Origin of the sequence: Microbacterium sp. KR10-403, from assembly GCF_040196215.1 — a bacterium.
Taxonomy (GTDB): Bacteria; Actinomycetota; Actinomycetes; order Actinomycetales; family Microbacteriaceae; genus Microbacterium.
Genome location: NZ_JBEGDC010000002.1, coordinates 186,241 through 200,254, shown reverse-complemented (window position 1 = coordinate 200,254; position 14,014 = coordinate 186,241). Strand labels below are relative to the sequence as shown.

General features: G+C 70.1%; 12 protein-coding genes. 6 read left to right on the top strand and 6 right to left on the bottom strand.

Annotated features, from left to right (window positions below; genetic code table 11):
- Positions 1–24: 24 nt before the first annotated feature.
- Positions 25–273 (bottom strand): WhiB family transcriptional regulator, encoded by a 249-nt coding sequence (locus ABMQ42_RS04710; protein ID WP_029146319.1) that lies wholly within the window; start codon positions 271–273, stop codon positions 25–27.
- Between the two features lie 292 nt (positions 274–565).
- On the opposite strand from ABMQ42_RS04710, the gene ABMQ42_RS04705 reads away from it, so the two are divergent.
- Positions 566–943 carry a histidine kinase gene (locus tag ABMQ42_RS04705; protein WP_349721699.1) on the top strand — a complete coding sequence of 126 codons (378 nt, stop codon included), beginning with the start codon at positions 566–568 and terminating at the stop codon, positions 941–943.
- Here the strand turns inward: ABMQ42_RS04705 and bcp are convergent.
- From bcp to aroA, 3 genes are all read right to left on the bottom strand, one after another.
- On the bottom strand, positions 940–1,407 hold the full coding sequence (bcp, locus tag ABMQ42_RS04700; protein WP_349721698.1) for a thioredoxin-dependent thiol peroxidase: 468 nt from the start codon (positions 1,405–1,407) through the stop codon (positions 940–942). The genes ABMQ42_RS04705 and bcp overlap by 4 nt on opposite strands.
- 315 nt (positions 1,408–1,722) lie before the next feature.
- Positions 1,723–2,775, bottom strand: coding sequence for a ribosome small subunit-dependent GTPase A (gene rsgA / locus ABMQ42_RS04695; RefSeq protein WP_349722079.1), 1,053 nt, complete (start codon positions 2,773–2,775; stop codon positions 1,723–1,725).
- A gap of 13 nt (positions 2,776–2,788) precedes the next feature.
- Positions 2,789–4,156: a 3-phosphoshikimate 1-carboxyvinyltransferase gene (gene aroA / locus ABMQ42_RS04690; RefSeq protein ID WP_349721697.1), complete on the bottom strand. Its 1,368-nt coding sequence runs from the start codon at positions 4,154–4,156 to the stop codon at positions 2,789–2,791.
- A gap of 96 nt (positions 4,157–4,252) precedes the next feature.
- On the opposite strand from aroA, the gene ABMQ42_RS04685 reads away from it, so the two are divergent.
- Both ABMQ42_RS04685 and ABMQ42_RS04680 read left to right on the top strand, forming a co-directional pair.
- Entirely contained in the window at positions 4,253–4,843 is a 591-nt protein-coding gene (locus ABMQ42_RS04685; RefSeq protein WP_349721696.1) for a sigma-70 family RNA polymerase sigma factor, read from the top strand.
- Entirely contained in the window at positions 4,840–5,082 is a 243-nt protein-coding gene (locus ABMQ42_RS04680; RefSeq protein WP_349721695.1) for a zf-HC2 domain-containing protein, read from the top strand. The genes ABMQ42_RS04685 and ABMQ42_RS04680 overlap by 4 nt, the downstream gene beginning before the upstream one ends.
- A gap of 6 nt (positions 5,083–5,088) precedes the next feature.
- Here the strand turns inward: ABMQ42_RS04680 and ABMQ42_RS04675 are convergent, their stop codons facing one another.
- Positions 5,089–5,988 carry a diacylglycerol kinase gene (locus ABMQ42_RS04675; RefSeq protein WP_349721694.1) on the bottom strand — a complete coding sequence of 300 codons (900 nt, stop codon included), beginning with the start codon at positions 5,986–5,988 and terminating at the stop codon, positions 5,089–5,091.
- Between the two features lie 120 nt (positions 5,989–6,108).
- Complete coding sequence (locus ABMQ42_RS04670) at positions 6,109–9,825, bottom strand: multifunctional oxoglutarate decarboxylase/oxoglutarate dehydrogenase thiamine pyrophosphate-binding subunit/dihydrolipoyllysine-residue succinyltransferase subunit (protein WP_349721693.1); 3,717 nt, start codon at positions 9,823–9,825, stop codon at positions 6,109–6,111.
- A gap of 176 nt (positions 9,826–10,001) precedes the next feature.
- Here ABMQ42_RS04670 and guaB1 point away from each other — a divergent pair, with 176 nt between their 5' ends.
- The 3 genes from guaB1 (at position 10,002) to ABMQ42_RS04655 (ending at position 13,994) form a co-directional block, all read left to right on the top strand.
- Complete coding sequence (guaB1, locus tag ABMQ42_RS04665; protein WP_349721692.1) at positions 10,002–11,459, top strand: GMP reductase; 1,458 nt, start codon at positions 10,002–10,004, stop codon at positions 11,457–11,459.
- A gap of 151 nt (positions 11,460–11,610) precedes the next feature.
- Positions 11,611–12,933 (top strand): hemolysin family protein, encoded by a 1,323-nt coding sequence (locus tag ABMQ42_RS04660; RefSeq protein WP_349721691.1) that lies wholly within the window; start codon positions 11,611–11,613, stop codon positions 12,931–12,933.
- Positions 12,930–13,994: a hemolysin family protein gene (locus tag ABMQ42_RS04655; RefSeq protein WP_349721690.1), complete on the top strand. Its 1,065-nt coding sequence runs from the start codon at positions 12,930–12,932 to the stop codon at positions 13,992–13,994. Before ABMQ42_RS04660 ends, ABMQ42_RS04655 begins: the two co-directional genes overlap by 4 nt.
- The last annotated feature ends 20 nt before the right edge of the window (positions 13,995–14,014 follow it).

Sequence of the window (14,014 nt, the reverse complement as noted above, 5' to 3'; positions counted from 1 at the left end):
GTGCCGGCGCTTCGTGCAGTGCGATCAGGACGCGCGGCGGGCGCGGGCGGCGCGCCGCTTGAGAGCGCGACGCTCGTCTTCGGACAGACCGCCCCACACGCCCGAGTCCTGGCCGGTCTCCAGCGCGTACTGCAGGCAGATCTCGGTGACAGTGCACCGTGCGCACACGGCCTTCGCCTTCTCGATCTGCTCGACGGCAGGACCGGTGTTGCCGACCGGGAAGAAAAGCTCGGGGTCGACTGTGAGGCAAGCGGCTTTGTCGCGCCAATCCATGGGGGTGCTCCTTGAGTGAAACGTCACGTGGTGTCGTGTCGGGTTCGGTTCCAGGTCGGGATTCGGGTTCCGGTAACCTGGACGTTGCGCGAGCGGAATGCTCGCCCCACCGCGCTGTGGGAGCACACAACATGTTCCATGGTTTCACAGCGTTGCGGTCTAATCAAGGGTTTTCTCTGGTGAAAGCCGTGCCGTGTGCTGTCAGTCCTCCGTATGGCTTGGAGGGTGCCGACAAACGCGACATGCTGTCTCGAAAGGGCGATGAACGATGCGGACAAACCCTGCGGCGCGCGTGGCGGCGGCCGTCCTCGGGCTGCAGGCTCTCGGCATCCTGGCCCTCGCCGTCTGGCAGGTGGTCGCCCTCGGCGAGGGCGACACGGTCTCGATCGCCAGCGGCATCGCGCTGATCGTGCTGACCCTCATCGGCGCGGTCGCGGTGGGTGCGTTCGCCGTCGGGGTGGCGCGCGGCGCCTCGTGGAGCCGCTCGGGCGGCATCGTGACGCAGCTGCTCATCCTGGCCGTCGCGCTGGGCGCGGCGACCGGAGGATACGCACACCCGCTGATCGGCCTGGCCATCGCCGCGGTGGGTGTGGTGGGCCTCGTGCCGCTGATCCTCGACGTCCGTCGCGCGAACGCCGAGCGCCGCGACGACGAGGCCCCGAAGCGCTAGTCGATACCGAGCGTCTTGCGCAGGCGGGCGACGTGCCCGGTGGCCTTGACGTTGTACTGGGCGTGCGTGATCACGCCCTGCTCGTCGATCACGAACGTCGAGCGCAGCACGCCCTCGATCTTCTTGCCGTAGTTCATCTTCTCGCCCCAGGCGCCGTAGGCGTCGTGCACGGCGTGGTCGGGGTCGCTCAGCAGCGCGAATGTCAGCCCGTCGCGCTCGCGGAACTCACGCAGCTTCGCGGGGGTGTCGCGTGACACGCCCAGCACGGTGTACCCGGCGCCGGCGAGTGATGCGATGCTGTCGCGGAAGTCGCAGGCCTCGGTCGTGCAGCCGGGCGTCATCGCGGCGGGGTAGAAGTACAGCACGACCTTCTGCCCGCGCAGATCGTGCAGGCTGACGCTGTTCTCGTCCTGGTCGAGGAGCGTGAAATCGGGGGCGGCGGATCCGGTGGTGAGAACGGTCATGCTCCCAGCCTACGGTGCGGGATGCCGCGGCCCGGCGTCCGCAGGTGCCGCGCCGCCGCGCCCGGCGTCCGCATGGCGCGCACCGCGGCGCCCTCGCCTCAGGCGAGGAGATCTGCCGAAGCGAGGAGGTTTTCCGGCGCTTCGGTCCGCGCGTCGGCCTTTCCCCTCGCCCGAGGCGAGGGGAGATGGCGGGTGGGGAAGGGGCGGGCATGACGCGCGGGAAGGGCGCGGGCAAGGGCGCGACGTTGTGGAGCCCATCTGCCAGAGAGCCACGGGGCGAGATGCCGCGGCCACGTGCCTCTGCCCTGGGCCGCGTCAGTGCCCGGACGTCGTGTCGGCGAACGTCGCGAGCAGCCGCTGGAGGGAGTCCAGCCGGCCCGCGGCGCCGGTGCCCAGCCGCCCGTCGGCGACGGCCTCGTTGATCGCGCAGTCGGGCGCGTCGGGCAGGTGCGTGCAGCCGCGCGGGCAGTCCTTCGCGACCTCGGCGAGGTCGGTGAACGCATCGAGGATGTGCGCGGGGTCGACGTGCCCCAGGCCGAACGAGCGCACCCCCGGGGTGTCGATGACCCACCCCGCGCCGGCGCGGCCGCGATAGCGCAGCGAGACCGTCGAGCTGGAGGTGTGCCGGCCGCGGCCGGTCACCTGGTTCACGTGGCCCGTTGCACGCTGGGCGTCGGGCACGAGGGCGTTCACGAGCGTCGACTTGCCGACGCCGGAATGCCCGACGAACACGGTCGCGTGGCCGACGAGGGCATCCCCGATCTCATCGACCGGCATGTCGCCGCGCGCGCTCGTGAACACGCGCAGGTCGATCCCGTCGAAGTGCTGCAGGAACGCCGTCGGGTCGGCCAGGTCGGTCTTCGTCACGACGAGGAGGGGCTGGATGCCGGCATCCAGCGCCGCCACGAGGTAGCGGTCCACGAGCCTCTCGCGCGGCTCGGGGTCGGCCGCGGCCACCACGATGAGCATCTGATCGGCGTTGGCGACGATGACCCGCTCGACCTGGTCGGTGTCGTCGGCGCTGCGGCGCAGCAGGGTCGTGCGGTCGGTGATGCCCACGATGCGGGCGAGGGTCCCCTCGGCGCCGGACGTGTCGCCGACGATGCGGGCGATGTCGCCGGTGACGATGGGCTGCCGGCGCAGCTCGCGGGCGCGGGTCGCGGTGACCTCGCGCTCGTCGGGACGGTCTTCGTCGGCGAGCACGGTGTAGCGCCCGCGGTCGACGCCCAGCACGCGGGCCAGGACCGCATCCTCGTGGGCGGGCCGCCGCTTCGTGCGCGGCCGGTTGCCCTTGGGATTCGGGCGCACGCGCACCGAGGATTCGTCGAACTCCGGTTCGTCGTCGTCGGTGTCGTCGAGCCAGCTCATCGTGCCCGCACGGCTAGGCCGCGGCATCCCCCGACTCGTCGCCCAGCATGCGAGCCCACAGCTGCGGGAACTGGGGCATGGTCTTCGCGGTCGTGCCGATGTCGTCGACCTGCACGCCGTCGACGACCAGACCGATGAGGGCGCCGGTGGTCGCGATGCGGTGGTCGTGGAAGGCGCGCCACACGCCGCCGTGCAGGCGGCGCGGGATGATGCGGATGCCGTCCTCGAGCTCTTCGGCTTCGCCGCCGAGTGCCCGCAGATTCTCGATCAGAGCCTCGATGCGGTTCGTCTCGTGGCCGCGGATGTGCCCGATGCCGTGGATCGTCGACGGCGTCTCGGCGAGGGCGGCCAGCCCCACGATGGTGGGCGTCAGCTCACCGGCCGCCGAAAGGTCGAGGTCGACGCCCGAGATCCCGTCGCCGCCGGTGACGTGCAGTGCTCCGCCGCGACGCTGGGTGCGCGCGCCCATGACGGTGAGGATGTCGGGCAGCAGCGCCCCCGGCTGCGTCGAGTGCACGGGCCACCCGGTGACCGACACCCGGCCGCCTGCGACCATCGCCGCGGCCAGGAACGGCGCGGCGTTGGAGAGGTCGGGTTCGACGTGCACGTCCTTGCCGCGGATGGGGCCGGCGGGCACGACCCACTCGGTGCCGCTGGGGCGCTCGACGTTCACGCCGCGGTGGGCCAGAGCCTCGATCGTCATGTCGATGTGGGGCATGCTGGGCAGCCGCTCGCCGTCGTGGATGAGGCGCAGGCCGATGTCGAACCGGGGGGCCGCCAGCAGCAGGCCCGTCACGAACTGGCTGGTCGCACTCGCGTCGATGGTCACTTCGCCGCCGCGGATGTGCCCGTGGCCGCGGACGGTGAACGGCAGTGCCCAGCGGCCCTCGTCGTCGACGTCGACGCCCAGGTCGCGCAGCGCCTTGATCATCGCGCCCATCGGGCGGTGCAGAGCGCTCTCGTGGGCGGTGAGGGTGATCTCGCCCTCGACGAGGCCCGCGACCGGCGCGAGGAAGCGCATGACGGTGCCGGCCTGCCCGCAGTCGATCTCGCCCGACGCACCCCTGGCGCCCAGCGGCGTGATGTGCAGGTCGTCGCCGAACGCGCCGTCGCCGGGCACGGGTTCGATGCCCACGCCGAGAACCCGGAGCGCCTCGATCATGCGGTCGGAGTCGTCGGAGTGCAGCGGCTCGCGCAGGGTGCTCGGCCCGTCGGCCAGTGCCGCGAGCACGAGCTCGCGGTTGGTCAGCGACTTCGAGCCGGGCACGGTGACCACTGCCTCGAGGGGCCCGGCGGCCGCGGGGGCATGCCAGAAGACGTGCGGAGACGTCGTGCCGGACGTGCGTGGTCCGGCCGAAGGGGAATACCGGTGATCGCTCATCGCGTTCTACCCTAACGAACCTATGAATGGAGCCGGATGATCGCCACTCTGGAACGTCAGTCCGCGCGGCAGGTGCCGCACGTAGACTTGCGGGCGATGGATGAGTCGCAGACCGCAGTCGACGCGCGCACGCAGTTCGAAGAACAGGCCCTCCCGTACATGGACCAGCTGTACGCGGCGGCGATGCGCATGACGCGCAATCCCGCCGATGCCGCCGATCTCGTGCAGGAGACCTTCGTCAAGGCCTTCGGCTCGTGGAAGACGTTCACGCAGGGCACGAACCTGAAGGCGTGGCTCTACCGCATCCTCACGAACACGTACATCAACACGTACCGCAAGAAGCAGCGCGAGCCGTACCAGAGCCCCATCGACGACCTGCAGGACTGGCAGCTCGGCGGAGCCGAGTCGACCACGTCCACCACGGCCCGCTCGGCCGAGGCCGAGGCGATAGATCGGATGCCGGCATCCATCGTCAAAGAGGCGCTGCAGTCGATCCCCGAGGACTTCCGCATGGCGGTCTATCTCGCCGACGTCGAGGGATTCGCCTATCAGGAGATCGCGGACATCATGAAGACCCCGATCGGCACGGTCATGAGCCGCCTTCACCGTGGCAGGCGCTTGCTGCGCGACCTGCTGTCCGACTACGCCGCCGAGCGCGGCATCACCGCACCAGGGAGTGAGAAATGAGTGACTGCGGCTGCGAGAAAGCCCGCAAAGACCTCGAGGAATACCTGCGCCACGAGATGTGCAAGACGGCGGAGGCCGACATCCGCGAGCACCTGGAAGGGTGCCCGGGATGCCGCGACGAGGCGCTCGTCTCTCGGACGCTGACCGAGGTGCTGGCCCGTTCGTGCAAGGAGGCCGCTCCCGAGCAGCTGCGCGAGATGGTGCTGGCGCGGCTGCGCGCGGAGCACACCGTCGCGTGAGCCCGCTCAGGGCGTGAACACGCGCAGCGCCGCCGGCACGGCGTCCACCCGCACGGGCAGCACGCCCACGGCGTCGCCGTCGGCATAGCCGGTGGCCTCGGGCGCGTCGATCCACACGCTGCGCGCGCGATACGTCTTCACGATCGGCAGCGCCGTGTGCGTCGCCCTGTAGATGGTCGGCAGCACGCGGAGCAGACGCAGCCGACCCGTGGCATCCACCGTCGTCACGTCCAGCAGCCCGTCGGCCAGATCCGCGTCGGGGCACATGCGCAGCCCGCCGCCGTAGCTCGGTCCGTTGCCGATCGCGGCGAGCACGAGGTCCTTCTCCAGGCGCGTCGTGGTGCCGTCTTCGAGTTCGAGCTCGAGCGTGAACGGCAGCGAATGCAGCTCGAGGAACTCGATGAGCAGCGCGATCGTGTAGCGTGATCCGCCGCGCGGCCAGCGCATCCGGTTCGCGCGGTCGTTGACACGCGCGTCGAAGCCGCTGGCCAGCACGGTGCCGAAGAGCATCGTCGAGCCGTCGGCGCGGGTGAGGCGGGCCAGATCGACCTGCCGGGTGCGTCCGCCGGCGACGGCGTCGGCTGCGGCATCCACCCCCATCTCCTGCAGCCCGAGGGCGAAGGCGAAGTCGTTGCCGGAGCCCACCGGGATGATCCCGAACGGCGTGCCGGTGCCGGCCAGTTCTTGCAGGGCGATGTTCACGGTGCCGTCGCCGCCGGCCACGAGCACGCCGGTGGCGCCCGCGTCGAGGGCGACCCGCAGCAACTGGGCGGACTCGGCCGCGGACCCGCCCGAGATGAGCGCCGTCGACACGCCGTGCCCGCGCAGCCGCTCGGCGGCGCGCTCGGCGGCGGCCAGCGACGCGCCGCCCCGGGCGGCGGGGTTGACCAGCAGCGCGATGCTCACGGGCGCCTCCTTCTGTGTGCGGGCTCTTCATTCTGGCCGAGAGAACAACTGACGGACGAGAGCACGGGTAATACCCGCATCCTCGTCCGTCAGATGTTCTCTCGCGGTGAGAAGGGAGTGCTAGAGGGTCGTGGCCTGCGAGACGATCGCGGCGGCCTCGGCCGCGTGCACCTTCGGTGACCCGGTCGCGGGGCTCGCCGACGCGGCGCGCGAGATGCGGCGCACCGGGCGACCGTCGAGGTGCTCGACGACCTCGAGCGCGATGAACGGCCACGCGCCCTGGTTCTCGGGCTCGTCCTGCACCCACACCAGCTCAGCGTCGGGGTACTGCGCCAGCACCGTCTTCAGCTCGTCGATGGGGGCGGGGTAGAACTGCTCGAGGCGCACGAGAGCGATCTCGGGGTTCGGGTTCTTCGTCAGCTCGGCCCTCAGATCCCAGTGGATCTTGCCGGAGTGCAGCAGCACGCGCTTCACTCCCGCCGCCTCGATGCCGCGGTCATCGTCGAGCACGGGCTCGAACTTGCCGGTGAGGAAGTCCTCGACCTGGCTGGTCGCCCCGCGCAGACGCAGCATCGCCTTCGGGGTGAAGACGACCAGCGGACGGCGCGGACGCGCGTACGCCTGGCGACGCAGCAGGTGGAAATAGGATGCCGGGGTCGACGGCCGCGCGACGGTCATGTTGTTCTGCGCGCACAGCTGCAGGTAGCGCTCGATGCGCGCCGACGAGTGGTCGGGACCCTGGCCCTCGTAGCCGTGCGGCAGGAGGAGCACGACGCTGGACTGCTGGCCCCACTTCTGCTCGGCCGAGGAGATGAACTCGTCGACGACCGACTGGGCGCCGTTGGCGAAGTCGCCGAACTGGGCCTCCCAGAGGGTGAGGGCCTCGGGGCGCTCGACGGACCAGCCGTACTCGAACGCCATCGCGGCGTATTCGCTCAGCAGCGAGTTGTACACCCAGAAGCGCCCCTGGTTCGCCGACAGGTTCGTCAGCGGGATCCACTCCTGGCCGTTCTCGCGGTCGTGCAGCACCGAGTGGCGCTGCACGAACGTGCCGCGCTGGGTGTCTTGACCTGCCAGGCGCACCGGGGTGCCCTCCAGCAGCAGCGAGCCGAACGCGAGCAGCTCACCGAAGCCCCAGTCGATGTCGCCGTGGCGGCTCATCTCGAGGCGCTTGTTCAGCAGCTTGTCGAGCTTGGCGTGCACCGTGAAGCCGTCGGGCTTGTTGACGAACGCGTCGCCGATCGACTCGATGACGGCCCGGTCCACACCGGTGGTCTCGGGCTCGCCCGCGAAGGTCTCGGCCGCCGCGGCGTCGGGCGTCACCACGGGGGAGGTGCCGGTCTCGGCCGCGTGCGTCTCGGCGAACGCGATCTCGAGGCGGTCCTGGAAGTCCTTCTTCGCGGTCTCGTACTCGTCTTCGGTGATGTCGCCGCGGCCGACGAGCGACTCGGTGTACAGCCGGCGGACCGAGCGCTTGGCCTCGATGAGGTTCGTCATCAGCGGCTGCGTCATCGACGGGTCGTCGCCCTCGTTGTGGCCGCGGCGACGGTACGACACGATGTCGATCACGATGTCGCGGTGGAACTCCTGGCGGTAGCGGAACGCGACGTCGGCCACGTGCACGACGGCCTCGGGGTCGTCGCCGTTCACGTGCAGGATCGGCGCCTGGATCGTCTTGGCGACGTCGGTCGCGTAGACGGAGGTGTGGCCGTCGTTGGGCAGCGTCGTGAAGCCGACCTGGTTGTTGACGACCACGTGGATCGTGCCGCCGGTGCGGTAGCCGCGCAGCTGCGACATCTGCAGCGTCTCGACGACCACGCCCTGACCGGCGAACGCCGCGTCGCCGTGCACGAGGATCGGCAGGTAGGTGAACGAGCCCATCGGCTTGCGGTCCTGCTTGGCGCGCACGATGCCCTCGAGCACGCCGTCGACGGTCTCGAGGTGCGACGGGTTCGCGGCAAGGTGGATCGGCAGCTGCGCGCCGTCGTCGGCGACGAACGTGCCGTCGGTGCCGAGGTGGTACTTCACGTCGCCCGAGCCGCTCTTGTTGCCGACGGCGACCGAGCCCTCGAACTCGCGGAAGATGTGGCTGTACGTCTTGCCGGCGATGTTGGTGAGGACGTTCAGGCGCCCGCGGTGGGCCATGCCGATCGCGGCGCCGTCGAGGCCGGCCGAGGCCGCGCCCTGCAGCGTCTGGTCGAGGAACGGGATGAGCGACTCGCTGCCCTCGAGGGAGAAGCGCTTCTGGCCCACGTACTTCGTCTGCAGGAAGGTCTCGAACGCCTCGGCCTGATTGAGCTTGCTGAGGACGCGCAGCTGCTCGTCGTGGCTCGGCTTCTGGTAGGGGACCTCCATGTTCTCCTGGAACCAGCGGCGCTGGGCCGGGTCCTGGATGTGCATGTACTCGATGCCGATCGTGCGGCAGTACGAGTCGCGGAGGACGCCGAGGATGTCGCGCAGCTTCATCTGGCGCTTGCCGCCGAACCCGTTCGTGACGAATTCGCGGTCGAGGTCCCAGAAGGTCAGGCCGTGGGTCTCGATCTCGAGGTCGGGGTGCGTGCGCTGCACGTACTCGAGCGGGTCGACGTCGGCCATGAGGTGGCCGCGCACGCGGTAGGAGTTGATGAGCTCCTGCACACGCGCCGTCTTGTCGACGCGCTCGGCGATATCGACCTTGATGTCCTGCGCCCAGCGGATGGGTGCGTAGGGGATGCGCAGCGCGGCGAAGATGGCGTCGTAGAAGCCGCGCTCGCCGATGAGAAGCTCGTGCACCTTCTTCAGGTACTCGCCCGAGCCGGCGCCCTGGATGACGCGGTGGTCGTAGGTGCTGGTCAGCGTGATGGTCTTGCCGATGCCCAGCTCGTTGAGCGTGCGGGCGCTCGAGCCCTGGAACTCGGCCGGGTACTCGAGGGCGCCGGCGCCGATGATGCAGCCCTGGCCCTTCATCAGGCGGGGGACCGAGTGCACGGTGCCGATGCCGCCCGGGTTGGTCAGCGAGATCGTGGTGCCGGCGAAGTCGGTCGCGGTCAGCTTGTTGGCCCGCGCGCGCTTCACGAGGTCTTCGTAGGCGGCGAGGTACTCGCTGAAGGTGAGGGTGTCGGCGCGCTTGATGCTCGGCACGAGCAGGGCACGGGTCCCGTCGGGCTTGGGCAGGTCGATCGCGATGCCGAGGTTGATGTGCGCGGGGGCGATGACCGACGGCTTGCCGTTGACCTCGCCGTAGAACACGTTCTGGCTCGGGAACTCCTTGAGCGCCTGGATCATCGCCCAGCCGATCAGGTGGGTGAAGCTCACCTTGCCGCCGCGGGAGCGGGCCATGTGGTTGTTGATGACGATGCGGTTGTCGATCATCAGCTTCGCCGGGATCGTGCGGACGCTCGTCGCGGTGGGGACCGTCAGCGACTGGTCCATGTTCGCCGCGAGGGTCTTGGTCATGCCGCGCAGCGGGGTGACGACGTCGTCGTCGGCGGTGGATGCCTCGGCCTCGCCGTTCGCGGCGGGCTTCACCTTCGGCGCCTGTGCCGGGATCGGCTGGGGCGCCGCCGGCTTTGCGGTGGTCCGCGCGACCGGCTGACTGCCGATGACGGGCACCGGCGCGGTCACCGGGTGCGCGTCGGCCGACGGCGTGGTCACCGGCGGGGTGGTCGTGGCCGTGTCGTTCGGCCCTCCGACACCGCTCGTGTCGACGGGGTGATAGGCCTCGAGGATGGGCCACCACGACTTGTCGACGGAGTTCTTGTCCTTCTTGAACTGCTCGTAGAGTTCGTCCACGAGCCACTCATTGGCCCCGAACTCTCCCTCGCTCGAAGTCCCGACGCCTGCCACCTGGCTCGACACGTTCGCTCGCCTGCTTTCCTCGCTGAGATCTGGGTCTGTGCCGACTCTGCTGAGCCGCTGCGCACGACCACCAAGCCTAGTCCCTGCGCCTGTGCGCCCGCTTCGCGCCGCGGCGTGTGCGCAGGCACGATTGCGCATCACTTTCCCTGGGGGAAGGAATCGCTAGCCTTGACAGCATGGAGTTCTATGGGGAACAGCCCGCGGTCGATCTGACGTACTCCGACGTCTTCCTCGTCCCGCGCCGCTCGGACGTCACCAGCCGGCTCGACGTGGACCTCGCGCCGGGGGACGGGACGGGCGCGACGATCCCGCTGGTCTCGGCCAACATGAACTCCGTGACGGGCGCGCGGCTGGCCGCGACGCTGGCACGTCGGGGCGGTCTCGGGGTGCTGCCGCAGGACATGCCGCTGCAGGAATTGGATGCCGCGATCCGCTGGGTGAAGGCCCAGCCGGTGCCGTGGGACACCCCGGTCGTGCTGCCGTCGCACGCGACGGTCGCCGATGCCGCCCGCATCCTGCCCCCGCTCGAGGGGTACGGGATCGTGGTGGCCGACCATCCGGCCGAGGGGATGACCCTCGACGCCGTGCGCGGCGTCGTGCCGGCGAGCCGTCTGGGCACGGCGCTGCCCGACGCGCAGCTGGGCGACCTCGTGCACGCGCGCCCCACGGCGATCGACGCCGAGGACGTCACCGATGCGCGGCATGCGTTCGACCTCATCGTCGATGCGGAGGCCGAGACCGTCTGCGTGCTGCGGCACGGGGCCCTCGTCGGCACGCTCTCGCGGCGCAGCGCGCTGCGCGCGACGCTGTATCGCCCGGCGGTCGACGCCGACGGGCGGCTCATCGTGGCAGCGGCGATCGGCATCAACGGCGACGTGCAGGCCAAGGCCAAGGCACTTGTCGCCGCGGGTGTCGACGTGCTCGTGCTCGACACCGCGCACGGACACCAGGAGGGCATGCTGCGCGCGCTGCAGAAGGTGTCGGAGCTGAACCTCGGCCTGCCGCTGGTGGCCGGCAACATCGTGACCGCCGAGGGGGTGCACCACCTCGTCTCGGCGGGTGCGTCGATCCTCAAGGTGGGCGTCGGCCCGGGTGCCATGTGCACGACCCGCATGATGACCGCCGTCGGGCGGCCGCAGTTCTCCGCGGTGCTCGAGACCGCGCAGGCCGCGCGCCTCATGGGGGCGCACGTGTGGGCCGACGGGGGAGTGCGCTACCCGCGCGACGTCGCCCTCGCACTGGCGGCGGGCGCGGCATCCGTCATGATCGGGTCGTGGTTCGCAGGAACCGTCGAAGCGCCCGGCGAACTGCTGGCCGACGCCGACGGCCGCGCGTACAAGGAATCGTGGGGCATGGCCTCGACGAAGGCCGTGCGCGAGCGGTTCGGGCGGCTGGACGCCTACGAGCTCGCCCGCAAGGAGCTGTTCGCGGAGGGCATCTCGTCGTCGAAGATCTACCTCGACCCGCTGCGGCCGGGTCTCGAGGACCTGCTCGACATGATCACGTCGGGCGTGCGCTCGTCGTTCACGTACGCGGGCGCGCGCAGTGTGGCCGAGTTCCACGAGAACGCGCGCGTCGGCCTGCAGTCGGCGGCCGGCTACGAAGAGGGCAAGGCCCTGCCGGTCAGCTGGTAGCGCGGCCCACCGCCACGCCTGTCCACCGCGTGGCCTCGGCGTGCGGCATCCACTCGTCTGCCTGACATAGAATGTTCCGCACGATGGACGACCCGCCGAGTTGCAGACGCCCGCCCCACGAACCAGGCCCCGTGAATCGGGGTGACGAGTGATGGACTACATCCTGCTGGGCGTGGGGCTCCTGCTCACGATCGGCACCGGGCTGTTCGTGGCGAGCGAGTTCGCGCTCGTCAACCTCGACCGCGCCGACCTCGAAGCCCGTCAGGCGCGGGGCGAGACCCGCCTGGCGCTCACGATCGCCGCACTGCGCAAGACGGCGACGCATCTGTCGAGTGCGCAGCTGGGCATCACGCTGACCACGCTCCTGACCGGTTACACGATGGAGCCGGCCATCTCGAACCTGCTGCGCCCGCTCATGGACGGGTGGGGGATCCCGGATGCCGCGGTGCGGCCGATCTCGGCGGTCATCGGCGTCGCGATCGCGACGATCCTGTCGATGATCCTCGGCGAGCTGGTCCCGAAGAACTTCGCCCTCGCGCTGCCGCGGCAGACGGCCAAGCTCGTGCTACCGTTCCAGGTCGCGTTCACGACGGTGTTCAAGCCGGCCGTGGCGCTGCTGAACGGTTCGGCGAACGCCGTGCTGCGCGCGATGGGCATCGAGCCGAAGGAAGAGCTCTCCGGCGCCCGTACCGCGTCGGAGCTGTCGAGCCTCGTGCGCCGATCGGCCAGCGCCGGCGTGCTCGAGAAGGACACGGCGTCGCTCCTGGATCGCAGCCTGCGGTTCTCGGAGCTCACCGCGGCCGACGTCATGACCGCGCGCCCCAGTGTCGAGGCGCTCGCCGCCGACGACAGCGCCGAGGACGTCATCCAGCTCGCCCGCCGCACCGGGTACAGCCGCTTCCCGGTCTATGACGATTCGATGGACGACATCGTCGGCATCGTGCACCTCAAGGCGGCCGTCAGCGTGCCGCGCGACCGGCGCGCCGACGTGCCCGCGGCGGCATTGGCGCAGGACGCCCTGCGCGTACCCGAGTCGGTGCACCTGGACTCGCTGCTGTCGGAGCTGCGATCGCGCGGCTATCAGGTCGCGATCGTCGTCGACGAGTACGGCGGGACCGCCGGGATCGTGACGCTCGAGGACCTCGTCGAAGAGATCGTCGGCGAGGTGCTCGACGAACATGACCGGCGCCGCGCGGAGCTCGTGCGCGGGGGAGAGACGGTGACCTTCCCGGCCGACTGGCGCCCCGATGAACTGCGCGATCGCGCCGCCGTGCGCGTGCCCGAGAACGACGTCTACGACACCGTGGGCGGGTACATCATGAGCGTGCTGGAGCGCATCCCGAAGGTCGGCGACACCGTCGCGATCGACGGCGGCACGCTGACCGTCGCGCGCATGGACGGGCGGCGCATCGACCGGGTGACGTTCACGCCGGTGCCCAGCCCGCTCGAGGGCGAAGGCGGTGAGCAGGCATGAGCGACTGGGCCGGAATCATCTGGCTGGTCATCCTGCTGGCCGGCAACGCCTTCTTCGTCGGTGCGGAGTTCGCCGTGGTCTCGGCGCGACGCTCGCAGATCGAGCCGCTCGCCGAGAAGGGGTCGCGCGCGGCCAAGACGGCGCTGTTCGCGATGGAGCACGCGACGCTCATGCTCGCGACCACGCAGCTGGGCATCACGATCTGCTCGCTGCTGATCCTGAACGTCTCCGAGCCGGCGATCCACCATCTGCTCTCGGTGCCGCTGGGCCTGACCGGCGCGACCGAGGCCATGGTCGACATCCTCGGCTTCATCATCACGCTGCTGCTCGTCTCGTACCTGCATGTCGTCTTCGGCGAGATGGTGCCCAAGAACCTCGCGTTCTCGGTGCCCGACCGCGCCGTGCTGATGCTCGCGACGCCGCTGGTGTGGCTGTCGAAGGTGTTCCACCCGATCATCGTCGCGCTGAACTGGCTCTCCAATGTCGTGGTGAAGATGTTCGGCGTCGAGCCGAAGGCCGAGGCATCCTCCACCTTCACGCTCGACGAGGTGGCGACGATCGTCGACCAGTCACGTCGTGAGGGAGTGCTGCAGGATGCCTCGGGCACCGTCGCCGCGGTGGTCGAGTTCACCGACAAGAAGGCCGCCGACATCGCCGTGCCGCTCGCGGACCTCGTGACGCTGCCGCGCACGACCACGCCGGCCGAGATCGAGCATGCCGTGTCGCAATACGGCTTCTCGCGCTATGTGATCACCGGCGACGACGGCGAGCCCATCGGATACGTGCACCTGAAGGACGTGCTCCGGGCGGCGGAGGACCCGATCGATCCGGTGGACGTGGAGCAGTCGATTCCGGCCAAGCGCATCCACCACATGGTGCCTGTGCTGCAGACGACCGACCTCGAGGATGCACTCGCGCTCATGCGCCGTGCCGGCCGTCACCTCGCGCAGGTGCGGGACACGGACGGCCGCGTGACCGGGGTGCTGTTCCTCGAGGATGTGCTCGAAGAGCTCATCGGCGAGGTGCAGGACGCCACGCGGCGCGGCCGTCGCGGTCGCTGACCTCGCGAGGTCGCGCGGAT